This window comes from Prosthecobacter sp., from assembly GCF_044232965.1.
Classification (GTDB): Bacteria; Verrucomicrobiota; Verrucomicrobiia; order Verrucomicrobiales; family Verrucomicrobiaceae; genus Prosthecobacter.
On record NZ_JBIIKX010000001.1, the window covers coordinates 22,571 to 38,012 of the forward strand.

The following is a 15,442-nucleotide window of genomic DNA, read 5'->3' on the forward strand; positions in this document are numbered from 1 at the left end:
GACATGAACAAACCCTGGGAGGGCCATTTGTTACAGAATAAAAAGAAACGAATGATGGCCTATGCGGTGATCGCATAAAAAAACGCCCGGCAGTGCGAACTGCCGGGCGTTGAAGGACAGGCTGGCAGCCTGTTTCACGTCGATTTAGACCTTCTCGGAGCTGTAATCCCAGCCATCGCGGACGGCGGCGCGTTTCATGAGCTTGTTGGCGTCGGCGTTGTCGGATTCCTGCTTGCTGCTGTCCCAGTTGATGACCTTGCCAGGGTTGGAGATGGCCAGATTGCCGAGGAGGCAAAGCTTGGTGAGCGGCACGGAGTAGTCGAAGTTGCTGCCGCAGATCTTGTTCTGCTCAATGGCGCGGACGAGTTCAAGCTGAGGCTCGCCTTCGGCAATGGATTGCTCGATTTTCAGCTCAGGCGACTTGCCGCCGAGGAAGTCGGTCATCTTCGTGCTCGGGATGAGGCGCGGGCTGCCGCAGTAGTCGTCGGTGTTGAGGATCACACCGGCATCACCACGCAGGAGGAAGCCGCCTTTGATCTTGTCCCAGTCGCGGTCGGCTTCGAGTTCGGCCGGACGCTCGGGTTTGCGGCTGCCTTCATACCAGTGGAGTTTGATCTCGCCGTATTTCTCGGTCTTGAAGTAGCAGACGACGTGGGAGGACTTCGGCCAGCTCACGTCAGTGAGTTCTTCGACCTCGGCTTCCATTTTGTAGGGTTCGCCGAGACCGCAGGCCCAGAAGGGACCGTCGAGCAAGTGGCAGCCCATGTCGCCCATGGCACCGGCGCCGTACTCGGCATGGCCGCGCCAGGCAAAGGGATGCAGGCCGTTGGTGAAGGGGATGGACGGGCATTGCGCCAGCCAGGACTCCCAGTTGAGGCTCGCTGGCAGTTCACCGGGGGTGTATTTGGCCTTGGCCTCGTTGCCCTGCGGCCAGATGGGGCGGTTGGTCCAGACGTGGATTTCTTTGACGTTGCCGACGATGCCCTCGCTGACCCACTGCTTGAGGAAGCGGATGCCTTTGCCGGTGTGGCCCTGGTTGCCCATGTTCGTCTTCACGCCCATTTTGCCAGCGGCCTTGTGGAGTTCGTTGGCCTCCCAGATGCGGTTCACGAGGGGCTTCTGCACGCAGACGTGCTTGCCGCGCTTGATGGCTTCCATCGCGGCAGGGTAATGGGCATGGTCTGGGGTGGAAACGGTGCAGAGGTCGATCTTGTCGCCCATGGTTTCAAACATCTCGCGGAAGCTCTCGAACATCTTCGCGTCAGGATACAGCGTCTGCGCCTTCTTCAGGCGGTCGCGGTCCACATCGCAGATGGCGACGACGTTCGCGCCCTTGGCCGCGATGCCGATGTCAGAAGCGCCCTTGCCGCCCGCGCCGCCGATGCCGGCGACGTTGAGTTTTTTGACGCCACCTTCCTGGCCGAGGATGAGGTTGGGAAAGAAAATGCCGCCAGCGGTGGCAGCGGTGTTACGGAGGAACGTACGACGGTTGGGGAAGAGCGAGGGCTTCATGGTTGGATTAATGGGCCGCGAGGATAGCGGCGAGGGCGGAATCAACGCAATGAGAATGTCATCGTGAGAAAAAAACACCTGGAGGCAGGAGAAATGCGGCCAGGGCATTCTTTTTGCTTGGCTAAGCACCGCCCCAACCGCTAGAAAGTTGTATGGACTTCGCCAAATTCGCCTCTGAACTCTCCGGTCTTGTCTGGGGACTGCCTCTCATCGTGCTGCTGTTTGGCACGCATGTGTTTCTGACCATCCGCACGGGTTTCATCCAGCGTTTCCTGCCGCAGGCGATCAAACTGTCCTTCTCACGCGAAAAAGAGGGGGAAGGGGATGTGTCGCAGTTCGGGGCGCTCATGACCGCGCTCGCGGCGACGATTGGTGCCGGCAATATCATCGGCGTGGCTGGTGCGGTGGCCACGGGCGGCCCCGGCGCGGTGTTTTGGATGTGGCTGACCGGCGTGTTTGGCATCGCCACCAAGTATTCGGAGGCCGTGCTGGCGGTGAAGTATCGCGTGCAGATGCCGGATGGCAGCTATGCCGGTGGTCCCATGTATGCGCTGGAGCGTGGCATGGGCCAGAAGTGGCTGGGCATTGTCTTTGCGGCCTTCACCTGCATTGCCGCGTTTGGAATTGGAAATATGTTCCAAGCCAATGCCGTCGTCGAAACACTCAAGGAGTGGGTGAAGCCTGGTGTGGAGGCTGAAAGCGTCCTGCGCTGGGTGGCCGGTCTGGTGATGGCCGCGATCACGGGCGCGGTGATCCTCGGCGGTGTGAAGAGCATCGCCAAAGTCTGCGAGGTGCTCGTTCCTGTCATGGCGGTGGGCTACCTCATCGGCTGCATCCTGATTTTGATCAAAAACGCCAGCCTGCTGCCCCAGGCATTCAGCGACATTTGGAACGGTGCCTTTGCTGGTCAGGCGGCGGTGGGTGGTTTCCTCGGTGCCACGATCAAACAGGCGGTGCAGTCAGGCATCGCGCGCGGGTTGTTCTCCAACGAATCGGGTCTGGGCAGCGCCCCCATCGTGGCGGCTGCGGCGCAGACGCGGAATCCGGTGCGGCAGGCGATGGTGTCCTCCACCGCCACTTTCTGGGACACGGTGGTGGTGTGCGCGATCACCGGGTTGGTGATCGTCAGCAGCGGTCACTGGAAGGAAGGAATGGCGAAGGGGGCGCTGACCAATGCCGCGTTTGAAGAACTGCACACCATCGGTCCGATCTTCCTGCTCTTTGGCCTGATGACCTTCGTCTTCTCATCCATCCTTGGCTGGTGTTACTACGGCGAAAAAGCCGCCGAATACCTCATGGGAACCAGGGCGGTGAAGCCCTATCGTATCCTTTGGGTCATCATGGTGCTCGTTGGCTCCGTGCAGCCTGCTGCGGCGGTCATGGACTTCTCAGACGCCGCCAACGGACTGATGGCCATCCCGAATTTGATCGCCCTGATCTGCCTGAGCGGCGTCATTGCGGCCGAAACAAAGGCTCACCGGGATGATTTGACCGGGAAGAGCTGAAAAAGTCCACCCTCACACTTGCAACCACGGCAGGCACCTCTATTCTTCGCGCCCGCCACCCACTGCCTCATGGTGTAATGGTAACACAGCAGATTCTGAATCTGTTATTCAAGGTTCGAATCCTTGTGAGGCAACCACTCCCCATGTTGAGAGTGGTTCAAACCAAAAACCACCTCAGGAGGCAACTGCGCAGAGAGCTTTGTTCTGAGCGGCGAGCACCACGGCGTCCAGACGGGCCAGACGATGGGCGCTGGAGGCGGTTTCGATGCCTTCGAGCGCACGGTACGTTTTGCCGATCTTCTCGACCAGGCCGCAGCTCGTGAGCTTGATGATCTTTTCATACGAGCGGAGTCGCAGCATCTCCTCGCCACCGCTGACGGCATTCTTGAGCTTCAAGGCTTCAAAAACCTTCGCAAACAGGGGTTTGAACTCATAGGTTTCTCCGTTTGAGAGAGCGTTGACGAGTTCGTCGGTGACGTGATCAACGACCCGGCGGGAGAAAGGAGCTTTTTTTGCGACTGCTTTTGTGGTGACCATCGCTCCCTTTAACACATGGATCGCGCCCTGTCTCAGAAAGCATCATCAAATGTGACAATTCATTTTTCAAGCTTGCCGCGTCAGGCCGCAAGAAACGCGTCCTTTGCGCGTCTGCTTAAGCGTTTGAAGGCGAACTCCGCCTTGAGCGCCGCCGATTTGTTTCTCTGCGGCCAAGTGCGCAGCACTTTGACCGGGCCCCGCCCCCGCGTGTAGCGCGCGCCCTTGCCCGCATTGTGCTGGGCGATGCGACGGGGAAGATCATTGGTGATGCCACAATAGAGCGTGCCGTCCTTGCACAGCAGCACATAGAGACGCCACCTTTTTGGGACGGGTTTGGCCTTGGCGGCGGGCTTTTTCTTTTTCGGCACGGCGCATCATAGCCTGTGACAGGCGAAATTAAAACGGCTTGCCTAATCGTCAGGTATTCCGCTAGCGCCAGATCATGGCAAGGCGAGTCATTTGGTGGTCATGACGAGCACGCCCTTCCAATCTGCGGGTGGATTCTCGATGAGTTGCGCACAGCGCAAGAGGAACACCTGGGTCAGCTTGTCGTTCAGGCCGAGATCACTGCCCTGCTGGAACGCGGCGGCGGCTTCTTGAAAACGTCCGGCCCGGTAGTGGACCATGCCGACCTCAAAGGGCGCTAGTCCGGCTGGCGCTGGAGTGCCGACGGGGCCGAGGATGGTATGAATCTCGACCGGCTTCGCTTTTCCCTTCACAGCGATCAAATCAACGCTGCGGCAGAGAAAAAGATCCTTCACATGTGGATGGACGGTCTCGCTGATGATGAGGTCGATCTCGTATTGCTTGGTCACGCCTTCGAGACGGGAGGCGAGGTTCACGGAGTCGCCGATGACGGTGAGGTCCATCTTTTCATAGGGATCAGCGGAGCCGATGTTGCCGACAACGACATTGCCCTGGTGAATGCCCATGCCAAAACGCAGCTCGGCCATGCCTCGCTGCTTCCATCCGGCGTTAAGAGCCACGATGGCTTTTCGCATGTCGAGCGCGGCACTGACCGCGGCGATGGCGTCCTGCTTGAAGCCCTCCTCGCTCGGCTGGGCGCGGGTGCTGCCCCAGAGGGCCATGACGGCGTCGCCGATGAATTTGTCCACTAGGCCGCGATGCTGGAAGACGCAGGCCACCATGCCGCTGAGGTATTCGTTGAGCTGTCTGACGATCTCCGTGGGCGTCATCTTTTCCGAGAGGCTGGTGAAGCCGCGAATATCGGAGAAGAACATGGTCACTCGCCGCTCGACACCACCGAGGGTCGTGTAGAGGCCCTCGTGGTCGGCCATCATCTCGCGGACGAGCTCCGGGGAGGTGTAACGGGCAAGGAAGTGCCGCAGTTTGCGCTTTTCACGCAGTTGCAGCACCCACACCCCGGTGAGGCCGCTGCCACCGCAAAGTCCGATGCCGAACACGAAGGGCTGCGCGGGCCATTCGATGTTGCATGCATCAAATAGCAGCGAGGACAGCCATTGCGCCGCCACACTGGCGAGCACGAGCGTCCCAACGCAATACGCCGGCACGCGCACCCAGCGCAAAACCAGCCATGCGGCAAGCGCGGCAGTCATGATGGACATCCAGCGCACCCATTCCGGCGCGGTGCGGATGAAGGATTTGGCGAGCAGCGCAGTCAACGCATGCGCATGCACTTGCACGCCGGGCAGATGGCCCAGCGGCGTGTCCTGGAGGTCCTGCAGATCACTGGCGACAGCGCCGATGAGGATGGTCTTGTCCCGAAAGACCTTTCCGCCCGCGAGATTTGCCTGCCACATCTCCGGCACGAAAAGTTGGAACAACGAAATCGGGGCATAGGCGGAGGCATCACAAAAACGGATGCGTGTGCTGCGAGGCAGGCGGTGCATGATGTCCGGTTGCAGATTGCGCCCCAACACCAAGGCCGCCGCAGGATGCGAGACGTCGTCTGGATTGACCACCACCTCGCGGCGGCTTTGCAAGGCCTCAGCCTCGGAGGAGGTGATGTTCCATTGAACCGAGCGGATGCGTTCGTCGGCATCCGGCCAGAGCGTGAGGATGCCGATGTTGGCGGTGTCGGGAGCGGTGCCTGTGATGGCTGGAGTAGGATTCACGAGCTGAGTCACCGTGGCATGGCCGATGATCGAGTCCTCGAACTTGGTGCCAAGCACGACCTTGCCGCGATGCCGTTCGAGCGCCTCGCGCAGCAGACGGTCGTTTTCGGGATCCTCGGAAGGACTTTTGAAGGTGATGTCGAGAAAGACCTGCCGCGCGCCAGCGTCAAAAAGACGGTCCAACACATGTGCCCATGTCCGGCGCGGCCACGGCCACTGTTTTTGCATCGCTTGGAGGGCAGGGGAGGCGGCGATGTCCTCCGGCCACGCGGCTTCCAGTGTGAGACTGGCATCGTCGATACCAAGCACCATCACATCCGGCCGTGCGGGCGTTTTTTTGCCCGTCTGATGGAATCCATCGAGTGTGAGACGTTCGCGATGCGTCAGTAGGCTGCTGGTGACGGGCCATGCGTAAAGCAGGGCAAGCAGACATGCCGCCACGAGTATGAGGAGGGGCACAAGTTGCGCCTCAAAAGCCTCGGCACGCGCCTGTTTCAAGGCTTCTCGGGAACTGGAGGCGGTGGCCATCGAGAAAAGGAATGTCAGGGCTGCCGCAGGAGATTTTGAGCCTGCTGCTGTCTCGCTGCGTCGCCAGCGCGTTTGGCGGCATCAAGGGCGAGCCGGGCGAAATGATGTTTCTGGTCGCGATTTCCTGCCACCTGTGCCGCGCGGGCAGCGCCAAGCCAGTCATCAGCCACGAGATGAGTGCGCGAGGCGTTTTGATCGAGCGGTACGGCTGTCTCATACCACCGGGCGGCTTCCGCGTGCCTGCTGAGTTGCTCAAGCGCTCGCGCCTGATATCGGGCGGCGTCGCCCTGCTCCATGATGTCGCCTTCGCGCTTCGCGGCCGACCAGGCACCGCGTGCGGAAGATTCGGCGGCGGCAAACTGCTTTTGCGCCAGCAGCAGCCGCGCACGCAGGTTGAGCAGGCGTGAACTTCCCTCGCGCGGACTCATGCGATCAAGCTCCTGCCGCGCCTCGTTCAAGCGCCCCTCATCAATCAAGATGTGGGTCTTCAACCAGGAGGCTTCGGCGAGAAGCTGGTGAGTTTCGGAATCGAGGCGTTCTTTTCCACGCAGCGAGAGATGACGGTCGAGCGCGGCGAGGGTCTGTCGTGCTGCCGCATTCTGCCCGGCGGTGTGCTGCACCACGGCGAGGTTGACGAGATTGCGGATGATGCCGGGCGTGTTGTTCGCGGCGATGTGGAGGTCGAGCGCTGCTTTGTAGCCTTGCTGCGCGGCGGAGTAGCGTCCGGCGCGGAACTCAGTCTCGGCTTGCTCAGTCCAGGCCATCGCCTCACCGAGCGCGGGCGGCAGCGGCTTGCCGGGCGAGTAGCATGCTGTGACGCCTGGCAGCGTGAGCATGAGGCAGGAAATGCGCAGATAGACATGGAAGTCAGCGCTCATTCGGCAGGCGGAGGAGGTTTTCTTTCTTCTTGGGCACGCCCTGGCTTACCGGCCACAAGCCTTTGATTGAAGTGATCACCTCGTCCGCGTTGCGCAGCGTGTCCGTGCCCTTGCGTAGGAGCCGGGGAATCTCAGGGGCCGCCTCCTTGACGGCCACGTCGATTTTGGTGACGGCGGCGTTCGCGTTGAGCAGCATTTGGTTCGCGCTCTCAGCCGCGAGTTGGATTGTTGAGATGCCCTCGTTGAGCCTGGCAAGCAGAGGAGGAAAGTCCCCGGCCAGGGTGCGGGTGAACTGGTCGAGATTTTCAAGGGACTGCCACAGGTCGGCGTCGCGCTTGTTGAGCTGGGTGAAGAGCTCGGTTCCCTGCTGCGCGGCCTTCTGCGTGTCTTGCATGATTTTGGGCACATCACTCTTCAGTGACTCAGAGACAATGCGCAGACTGGCCAGGGTGAGCTTGAAGTCACCCTTTGGGTCGTTGAGAAAGGAGATGATCTCGCGAGTTTCCACAACGGCGGGCCGGATCTCGTCCTTGAGGCTTTCGACCAGCGTGCCGATGGATTTTTCCGGGGAGAGCGGAAGCGTGTCGCCATCCTTCAACTCCGGCGCGTTTGCACTGCCTGCGGTAATGTCGATAAAACGATCTCCAATAAGGCTCTCGCTTGCGATGGTGGCCACAGAATTGCCTCTCAGGAAGTGCGCATACTCGCTGAACACCTCGAGATTCACACGCACACGATTCTCACCTTCTAACTCCACCTCCCCAACCTTGCCGATGCGGAAGCCGCTGAGTCTTGCCGCCATGCCCCTCTGGATTCCCTGGCTGCTGGTCGCCATGAGGTCAATTCGGCGCGAGGAACGGAATATTTCCTGTTTCCAGATCACAAACGCCGCCAGGCCCACAAGGCCGACGACCGCGATGAAGATGAAAAAGCGGGCACGCGTCTCGACCAGATGAAATCGAGGGTCAGTGTTTTTCAGAAACTGCATGGTGATGTTCCTCCAGTTCGATAATCCAGGTTGCTTCCAGGTTCTGCAATGCCAAATGGCCTGCGTCAATTGGCCCCAGGTGAACCATCAAGAGGGCCATGTCAGGAGCCTGGGATTTCAGCCAGACAAGCATCTTGACTAGCTTATCGACCGGCCCCTCCTCCAGATCATCCAAAAGGAATTCGGCCACGATCAATTGAGGGCGCTGAATGGCGCAGCGCAGCAGACCCACCATGCGACGGGAGTAAGTGCTAAGCGTGTCAGGCAACGCCTTCAGACGGTTTTGAAGCCATTCGTCTTTGTTTTGAATTTGTTCTATTGCCGTGACGAGACGCCGCTCCACTTCTTCAGCGGAGATGAGATCGTGGAAAAGGGCCGGAAGCGCGAGGTTTTCCCACACCTTCAGATTGCTGACAAGTCCGCCTCCGACATGACAAGTCCTGGCGAGAAGCGACAGCCGCGCGCTTTCAGGCAGTTCGTACAAGGGCGTCCCGAGGAGTTCAACGCGCCCTTCCATGGGAGCCTTCAGCCCCATCATCGCGTCAACGAATGCCATTCCCTGCTCCAGGCTTTTCACGCAAACAACACCCACTTCGCCGCCATGAAGCCGCAGCTTTGCGCATTGAAACTGTTCGCTCCGCACATTTTGCATTTGTGTGACGAGGGCATTCATCCGGTTCAGATCATGAGAAGGGCGAAACAGGCGTCCCCTGTCAGCAGCAGGATGAAACCGCGCATCACAGCGAGTTCGGCTGCCTGGGGTATCCAGATGCGGGAAGTGGGGACATAGATGCCGCTGGAACAGGCCGTGGCAGCGATGATGAGACCAAAGCAGACGTTCTTTGACGTGGACATAATGAGTTCTGTCAATGTGATGGAATTGAAGATGGCCTGATAATAGGGGCCGAGCTCAATCTCCACCAGCATCGAGGCCAGCGCCGGGCCGAATCCCGCCACGATGACCTGGAAATAGAAGGTCAGCACCGGCACGGCGACGCTACAGGCGACAACCCGTGGCACGATCAGGTACTCACCGGGATCGATCCCCATGAGGTAAAGGCTGCGAATCTCGCCCTGAACCTTCATGGCCGCCAGTTCGCTGGCGATCGCCGCGCCGCTCCTGCCAAGAACGATGAACGCGGTGAAAAGCGGCGCGAACTCTCGCAGCACCACCAGCTTGAGCATCTTCACGTTGATCTCGATTCCGCTGCCCAAAAGACCGCGCATCTGAGTCTCCATGGTGAAGCCGACCAGCATGGCCGCGAATGACACCGGAAGAAGCGCCTGAATTCCGGTGAAATATATCTGCTTGTGGGTGATGCTCATCACGCTCCTGCGCTTCAACGCGTCGAGATGCGTGACCGCATGGACGACGATGCCTGCCGTGAGTTGGAAGAACGAGAGGATCGAACTTAAGACATGGGTCTGGGTTGGGCGCATCTCCGGTTGATCTATACACTCAAAGGGGTTGTCACGATGTGTGGATCATGCGGTTCGTTGTTCGCATTTTGGCAGATTGCCGTGTCATGCGCAAAAGCGTTTGAGCGGCGCAGTATCAAGAGTGTGTTGAGCGTGCCGCCTCCGTCCGGCGCAAGACAGACACTTCAAATTATAACCATCTTCTCTTATGCGTTCGATTAGTCGTTCTTCACTATTGTGGATGTTCGTGGTGTTGTCTTTCGCTGCACCAGCCGTGCAGGCGCAGACACGGGTTGATCCCGCACGGGCTGCAGACGCTGCTTCACAAGCCGGCATTGGCCAGTCGCTTTTTTTGAGCGCGCTCTCCGATTCACGCGGAGAGGGCACTTTGGTTCCTAAATCTCCTGGGGATTCCGACCTTGGTGATCAGGTGCTTCTGAAGCGTTCGGAGAAGGCCGAGCCCTTTACCGCATGGATCGACAGCAGTCTCTTCTGGACGGACAATGCGGCGAACGTGGGTGCCACAAAAGCGGAGGACTATTTCTATGTGGGTGGTGTGAATCTAAGCTGGCAGCAGCGGCTCGCCGGGCGTTTTTATGGTGATGCCTACCTCGGTCAGCATTGGTATCAGTATGATGCGGACAACCGGCTCAATTACGACATTGGCGAGGTCCGGCTGGGAATGCTGGCGGCGCTGCCTGAGCTTAGAGACGCCATTCTAAGTCTTCACTATGGCTATCAGCGGATCACGGATGGCATCGACAACAACTCCCTCTATGAGGCGCATGTGATCCGCCTTGGCTTGCAGAAGACGTTTTTGATCGACCGGGTGAACAGTGTGAATGTCGGCCTTCTCAGTTCATTTGCCGCGGGCACCTCGCCGGATCTCCTGCAGCGTCATGAGCATGCGCTGCAGTTGGGCTACAACCTGAAGTTTTCTCCCAGGACGAACCTCTCCCTGAGTTACCGGCTGTCATACTTCGATTACTTCAACTTTCAGGGACGCGAGGATTGGTATCAAAACTTGGGCGCGTCACTCAATTTCGTTCCTTGCCGCAACTTTGAGGTGAGCCTGGGCTACTACTTCGCCGTGAACAGCAGCAGCAACGCGTTCTTTGATTATCAAACACAACTGGGCGGGCTCAGTCTCGCCGCGAAGATCAGGTTCTAACCACACCTTTGAACGACAAGCATTTCCCGGCCATGAAAACGAATTCCATTAGAATATTGCCACTGATCGCCAGCCTGCTCTTCGCCTCGCAGATGGTCGCCCGTTCAGCCAGCTACAGCAGCGCTGAAATCACCCGGGTCCACAAGGAGGTGAAGGTGTTGAAGGCCAATGCGGTCCCGCGAACGGCCACCGAGGGGTTGCAGATCAAGCCTGTCACCTCCGTGGCGACTGGTTCGGACGCCCGCGCGGAGCTTCGTTTTCCTGACCAAACACTCACCCGGCTGGGGGCCAATTCACGGCTCACGTTGCGCGGCGAATCACGCACGCTGGATCTCGATCACGGGGTAATGATGCTGCAGGTGCCCAAAAATCAGGGCGGGGCCAAAGTGCGGACGGCGGGGGTGACCGCTGCCGTGACGGGGACGTCGGTGTTGATCGAGTACCATCCTGGCGGGGTGGTCAAACTCATCGTCATCGAAGGCGAGTGCGTGCTCTCTTTGAACCGTGATCGCGGCGAGTTTCAAGTGCTGCGCGCCGGGCAGATGGTCTCCATGAGCGACGGTGCAGCCTCCATTCCTTCTCCGGTGGACATCGACTTGGGCAAGCTTCTCCAAACCTCAAAGCTCATCAGTGCCGACGATCCGAGCCAGCCGAACCAGCAGCAGATCATGCAGGCTGTTCAAGTTCAGCAACGACTGATCACCACCGGAGATTTGGTTGATCGTAACTTGGTGCTTTCAAATCCAGGCATCACCATCGGCCTCAATAACAACACGAATTCGAATGTGATCACCCCGCAGCCACCGGCACCGGTGACGATCACCCCGCTGCCGCATCATCCCGAGCCGCCGTGAGGAACGGAGCACGTTATCTCTGTCTGCGTGGGCGCATCCCATCCGTGGCTTGACCCACTCCTGGCGGGGGCTTTGGTCAAACGACGGGTTAGCCAAATAACTCGCTGATCGTCGAACCATCTGTTAGCGGGACAGGCCGCCCGTCCGACGAGCGATACGAGATTTCACGGTAGTCATGACCCAGCGCCGCATAGATGCTTGCGTGGATGTCCGCTGGCGAGACAGGACGGTCTTTCGGATACGCACCCGTCGCGTCACTGCTGCCGATGACCTGGCCGCCACGCACGCCGCCGCCGGCGAGCAAGACGCTGTAGCAGCCGGGCCAGTGGTCGCGGCCGGCGTCATTGTTGATCTTCGGCGTGCGGCCAAATTCGCCCATCCACACGACGAGCGTGCTTTCCAGCAGGCCGCGTTCCTCCAGATCGTCGAGGAGCGCGGCATAAGCCTGCTCCATTGGTGGCACGAGGCGGTTCTTGAGGCCGTTGAAGTTGTCCTTGTGAGTGTCCCAGGTGATGGACGGGCCGTTCACGGTGGTAACAAAACGCGTGCCGGATTCGATCAAGCGCCGCGCCAGCAGGTGCGACTGGCCCCAACTGTGCCTGCCGTAGCGTTCGCGCACTTTGTCGGGCTCTTTGGATAAATCAAAAGCCTCCGCCGCCTTGCCGGTTTGCAGCATGGAGGCGGCCTGCTCATTGAAAATGTCCATCTGCGCCACCTGTGATGAAGCGATGGGCAAGGAGGCCGCGCTCATATGATTCAGCAAGGCGAGCCGCTCTTGGAAACGGGTCGGCGTGAGGCTGGAGTCGAGCGCCATGTTGCGCACACGGAAACTCGCCGCGTTCGGGTCGTCATCGAGCACGAAAGGATCGTAGCGCGTGCCCAGGCAGCCACCGAACTGCCCCGGCGTGAGATACACCTTGCTGTCGCAATGCGGAAACGGCGTGATGACATACGGCGGCACACCTTGGCTGAAGCCATCCCGTTGAGCGAGCCAGCCACAGAGCGTGCCGACGCCGGGAATGTCTGTGGGGCTCGGCGTGATGAGCGTGCTGTCCAAGCGATAGGGCCTGCCCACCGTGGCCCAGTGCATGCCGCCATTGTGGCTGCTGTGACCGTGATGCACGGAGCGGATCAGCGCCAGCTTGTCCATGCGCTTCGCCATCTGCGGCAGCAACTCCGTGATGTGAATGCCCGGCACATTCGTTTTGATGGTCTTGAACTCGCCCCGGATCTCCGAAGGCGCGTCCGGCTTCGGATCCCACAGGTCGATGTGGCTCGGTGCTCCGCCGTTGAAGATCAAAATGACCGACTTCGCCTTTCCAAGGCCGATGCCGGGTTTGGCCGCCGGTGCTCCATGCGCCGCCAGATGATTCAATCCAAAGCCCAGCATGCCCATGCCTCCGGCATGGAGAACACTGCGTCGAGAAACGCGAATCTGTGGAATGAATGAACTCACAACGGGGCCAAACTACGGGCGCAAGTGCTCGATCTTGCTCAACTCCGCCACTTCAAGTCCACCTTCACGCCATTCCAAGCGTGGTCCGCCTGATGCGTGTGCGTTGTGGCCTCCGCGCTGTTTGGAGTGAGGCGCAGCATCGTCCAGCCGGTGGTCGAGGTCTTCTTATCCGCCACATACGATGTCGCAGGTGTGTTCAGGATGTGGATGCCCTCGTGCATGAAGAAGTCGCGATGATGGATATGGCCGTGGATGTAGGCTTTGACGTGTTTTCTCTCGGTGATGGCCTTCCAGAGTGGTTCAGAGTCTTCGAGGCCGCCGGGGAAGTGTATCGGATCGCCCCCGAGACGTGGATTGTGATGGGCGAAGAGAAGCGCGGGCTTGTCCGCATGCTGATCGAGCAATTTCGTCAGCCAATCCATCTGCGCATCGCCAATGAGTCCCTGCGTGATCATGGTGGCTTTCAGTGAATCGAGCAGGAACAAGTTCGCGCCCGCCAGTTTCACCACACCAACGTGTTTTGACTCCACAGCGGGCGATTCGGGTTTTTCATTTCTCAGCACCTCGTAGAAGATCGCGCGGTCGTCGTGATTGCCCATGGTGAGATGCAGCGAGACGCCCGCGTCGCGCAGTGGGGCGATCAATGTGGCGAAGTACTCGTAGTCGCCACGTTTCCCGTCTCTCAAGGCCAGATCACCATTGATGATCACCGCAGCAGGCCGTTTCGGCAGTGCCAGCAGCCACGCGATGGTGTTGCGCAGATTCGTCGGGATCGAAGCGCTCGCCGGATGCTGCGCTCCGATGTGGGTGTCGTTTAGAATAGCGATCAAGTTCTCATCCAACTCGGCTGCGAACGTTTCCACGCTCGAAAATGCCACTGCGGCTCCGAGTTGGGCGATGAACTGACGGCGTGAGGTGAGATGAATCGGCATCGCTTGCTATACGCGCTGCTTCTGTCCCGTATTGCTTCATCATGGACCGCCGAGACTTCCTCAAAACTAGCACTGCCGCCGCGATTGCTTCCAGCGTGCGAACCACCGCCAGCGCAGCTTCCCGTCAGCCCGATCTCATCAAAACGGAGAACGCCAAGGCCGGTGCCAGCTTCCAGCTTACGCGCATAATGCCCGATAGCGCGAAGTCTTACAGAACCTCGCTCATTGAGGGCTACTGCTCACGCCAGTCAATCAAAGCGGGTGAGAAGCTCGACATTTTTGTCAGCACGAAGCCTGTCTCCAAGTTCACCATCGACATCTTTCGCATGGGCTACTACGACGGCGCTGGCTCGCGCCTGATGACCACGCTCGGTCCTTTTGAAGGCAAAGTGCAGCCCATGCCTGAGATGGGCGAGAATCGACTGCGAGAATGTCAGTGGGAAGCCTCCACTTCGCTCACCATTCCCACCGATTGGCCCAGTGGGGTGTATCTCGGACGGCTCTCCACCTTGCCCGAGGCCGCCGACAAGCCCTACTGGCAGAGCTACGTCATCTTCATCGTCAAAGACGACCGCCCCGCCGATATTCTCTTCCAATGCAGCGACAACACCTGGCAGGCCTACAACCGCTGGCCGGTGAATGAATCGCTCTACACCGATCCGCGTGCCGCGCATGCACCGGGCGTCAGTTGCAGCTTTGACCGGCCTTACGGCAAATACGTGCAGATCTTCGACAACCCGCAGAGCATGGGCAGCGGCGAGTTCCTGTTGTGGGAATACCCGCTGTGCTACTGGCTCGAAAAGGAAGGCTACGACGTCACCTACTGCTCGAACGTGGACAATCTCGATCCCGCCAACCTCGCCCGCGTCAAAACGATGATCAGCATCGGCCACGACGAGTATTGGGACGTGCGACAGTTTCATAACGTCAAGCAGGCTATCAACGACGGCCTTAGCGTACTGTGGCTCTCGGCCAACGACGTTTACATGGTCACGCCCTTCACTCCGAATGCCAAAGGCGAGCCCAACCGCCGTCTCACCCGCGAGACCTGCTATGGCGAGTTCCGCGAGGATGAAAAGGCAGCGTATTCCAAGATACTCGGTCCCTTCGAGAATCCCGGCCCCGATGAGCGCGATATCATCGGCGCGCGCACCATCGTCCCCTTCAACGGCGGCGGCGACTGGACCTGCGCGAAGCCGGATCACTGGCTCTTTGAAGGCACTGGCATGAAAAAGGGCGACAGCATCCCAGGCCTCGTCGGCTGGGAATTCCACGGCGATCCCGATACCGCACGCCCCGGTCTCGAAGTCATCGCCGAAGGCAATGTCTGGGCGAGTGGCGTGCGCCTCGGCAAATACGCCGCCACGGTTTTTGAAGGCCCCAAGAAGAACATCGTCTTCAACGCCACCACCATCTTCTGGAGCCAGGGTCTCAGCGATCCTCCCGGCCATATGATTCCCTGGAGCCACTTCTCACGGCCGCATGGCCCGGATGAGAGAGTGCAGCGGATCACAAAGAATGCGCTCAAGCGGGCGATTGGGTGAATTCTGTAGCGACAAAATAAGC

General features: G+C 59.4%; 14 protein-coding genes and 1 tRNA gene. 5 read left to right on the top strand and 10 right to left on the bottom strand.

What is annotated here, in order from left to right; genetic code table 11:
- Window positions 1-144: 144 nt before the first annotated feature.
- Window positions 145-1,512 carry a Gfo/Idh/MocA family oxidoreductase gene (locus ACILSI_RS00115; RefSeq protein ID WP_395719792.1) on the bottom strand — a complete coding sequence of 456 codons (1,368 nt, stop codon included), beginning with the start codon at window positions 1,510-1,512 and terminating at the stop codon, window positions 145-147.
- Between the two features lie 152 nt (window positions 1,513-1,664).
- Here ACILSI_RS00115 and ACILSI_RS00120 point away from each other — a divergent pair, with 152 nt between their 5' ends.
- Together ACILSI_RS00120 and ACILSI_RS00125 are read left to right on the top strand one after the other, a co-directional pair.
- On the top strand, window positions 1,665-3,017 hold the full coding sequence (locus tag ACILSI_RS00120; protein WP_395719793.1) for an alanine/glycine:cation symporter family protein: 1,353 nt from the start codon (window positions 1,665-1,667) through the stop codon (window positions 3,015-3,017).
- Between the two features lie 63 nt (window positions 3,018-3,080).
- A tRNA-Gln gene (locus ACILSI_RS00125) sits at window positions 3,081-3,154 on the top strand.
- A 37-nt stretch (window positions 3,155-3,191) separates the two neighbouring features.
- Here ACILSI_RS00125 and ACILSI_RS00130 read toward each other — a convergent pair.
- From ACILSI_RS00130 to ACILSI_RS00160, 7 genes are all read right to left on the bottom strand, one after another.
- On the bottom strand, window positions 3,192-3,554 hold the full coding sequence (locus tag ACILSI_RS00130) for a hypothetical protein (RefSeq protein WP_395719794.1): 363 nt from the start codon (window positions 3,552-3,554) through the stop codon (window positions 3,192-3,194).
- A gap of 80 nt (window positions 3,555-3,634) precedes the next feature.
- Window positions 3,635-3,922, bottom strand: coding sequence for a GIY-YIG nuclease family protein (locus ACILSI_RS00135; RefSeq protein ID WP_395719795.1), 288 nt, complete (start codon window positions 3,920-3,922; stop codon window positions 3,635-3,637).
- An 87-nt stretch (window positions 3,923-4,009) separates the two neighbouring features.
- Window positions 4,010-6,109 (bottom strand): CHASE2 domain-containing protein, encoded by a 2,100-nt coding sequence (locus tag ACILSI_RS00140; protein ID WP_395719796.1) that lies wholly within the window; start codon window positions 6,107-6,109, stop codon window positions 4,010-4,012.
- Window positions 6,110-6,192: 83 nt separating this feature from the next.
- A complete protein-coding gene (locus ACILSI_RS00145; RefSeq protein WP_395719797.1) occupies window positions 6,193-7,056 on the bottom strand; it encodes a hypothetical protein in 864 nt (287 codons plus the stop codon).
- A complete protein-coding gene (locus ACILSI_RS00150) occupies window positions 7,046-8,044 on the bottom strand; it encodes an MlaD family protein (RefSeq protein WP_395719798.1) in 999 nt (332 codons plus the stop codon). The genes ACILSI_RS00145 and ACILSI_RS00150 overlap by 11 nt, the downstream gene beginning before the upstream one ends.
- Complete coding sequence (locus ACILSI_RS00155) at window positions 8,022-8,717, bottom strand: hypothetical protein (protein WP_395719799.1); 696 nt, start codon at window positions 8,715-8,717, stop codon at window positions 8,022-8,024. Before ACILSI_RS00155 ends, ACILSI_RS00150 begins: the two co-directional genes overlap by 23 nt.
- A gap of 5 nt (window positions 8,718-8,722) precedes the next feature.
- Entirely contained in the window at window positions 8,723-9,484 is a 762-nt protein-coding gene (locus tag ACILSI_RS00160) for an ABC transporter permease (RefSeq protein ID WP_395719800.1), read from the bottom strand.
- A gap of 187 nt (window positions 9,485-9,671) precedes the next feature.
- Here ACILSI_RS00160 and ACILSI_RS00165 point away from each other — a divergent pair, with 187 nt between their 5' ends.
- On the top strand, window positions 9,672-10,634 hold the full coding sequence (locus ACILSI_RS00165; protein ID WP_395719801.1) for a hypothetical protein: 963 nt from the start codon (window positions 9,672-9,674) through the stop codon (window positions 10,632-10,634).
- Between the two features lie 32 nt (window positions 10,635-10,666).
- Window positions 10,667-11,488, top strand: a complete 822-nt coding sequence (locus tag ACILSI_RS00170; protein WP_395719802.1) for a FecR domain-containing protein — start codon at window positions 10,667-10,669, stop codon at window positions 11,486-11,488.
- An 88-nt stretch (window positions 11,489-11,576) separates the two neighbouring features.
- Here ACILSI_RS00170 and ACILSI_RS00175 read toward each other — a convergent pair whose 3' ends face one another.
- Window positions 11,577-12,878: a DUF1501 domain-containing protein gene (locus tag ACILSI_RS00175; RefSeq protein ID WP_395719803.1), complete on the bottom strand. Its 1,302-nt coding sequence runs from the start codon at window positions 12,876-12,878 to the stop codon at window positions 11,577-11,579.
- Between the two features lie 104 nt (window positions 12,879-12,982).
- Window positions 12,983-13,876 (bottom strand): metallophosphoesterase family protein, encoded by an 894-nt coding sequence (locus tag ACILSI_RS00180; protein WP_395719804.1) that lies wholly within the window; start codon window positions 13,874-13,876, stop codon window positions 12,983-12,985.
- Window positions 13,877-13,917: 41 nt separating this feature from the next.
- On the opposite strand from ACILSI_RS00180, the gene ACILSI_RS00185 reads away from it, so the two are divergent.
- Window positions 13,918-15,420 carry a N,N-dimethylformamidase beta subunit family domain-containing protein gene (locus ACILSI_RS00185; protein WP_395719805.1) on the top strand — a complete coding sequence of 501 codons (1,503 nt, stop codon included), beginning with the start codon at window positions 13,918-13,920 and terminating at the stop codon, window positions 15,418-15,420.
- Window positions 15,421-15,442: the final 22 nt, after the last annotated feature.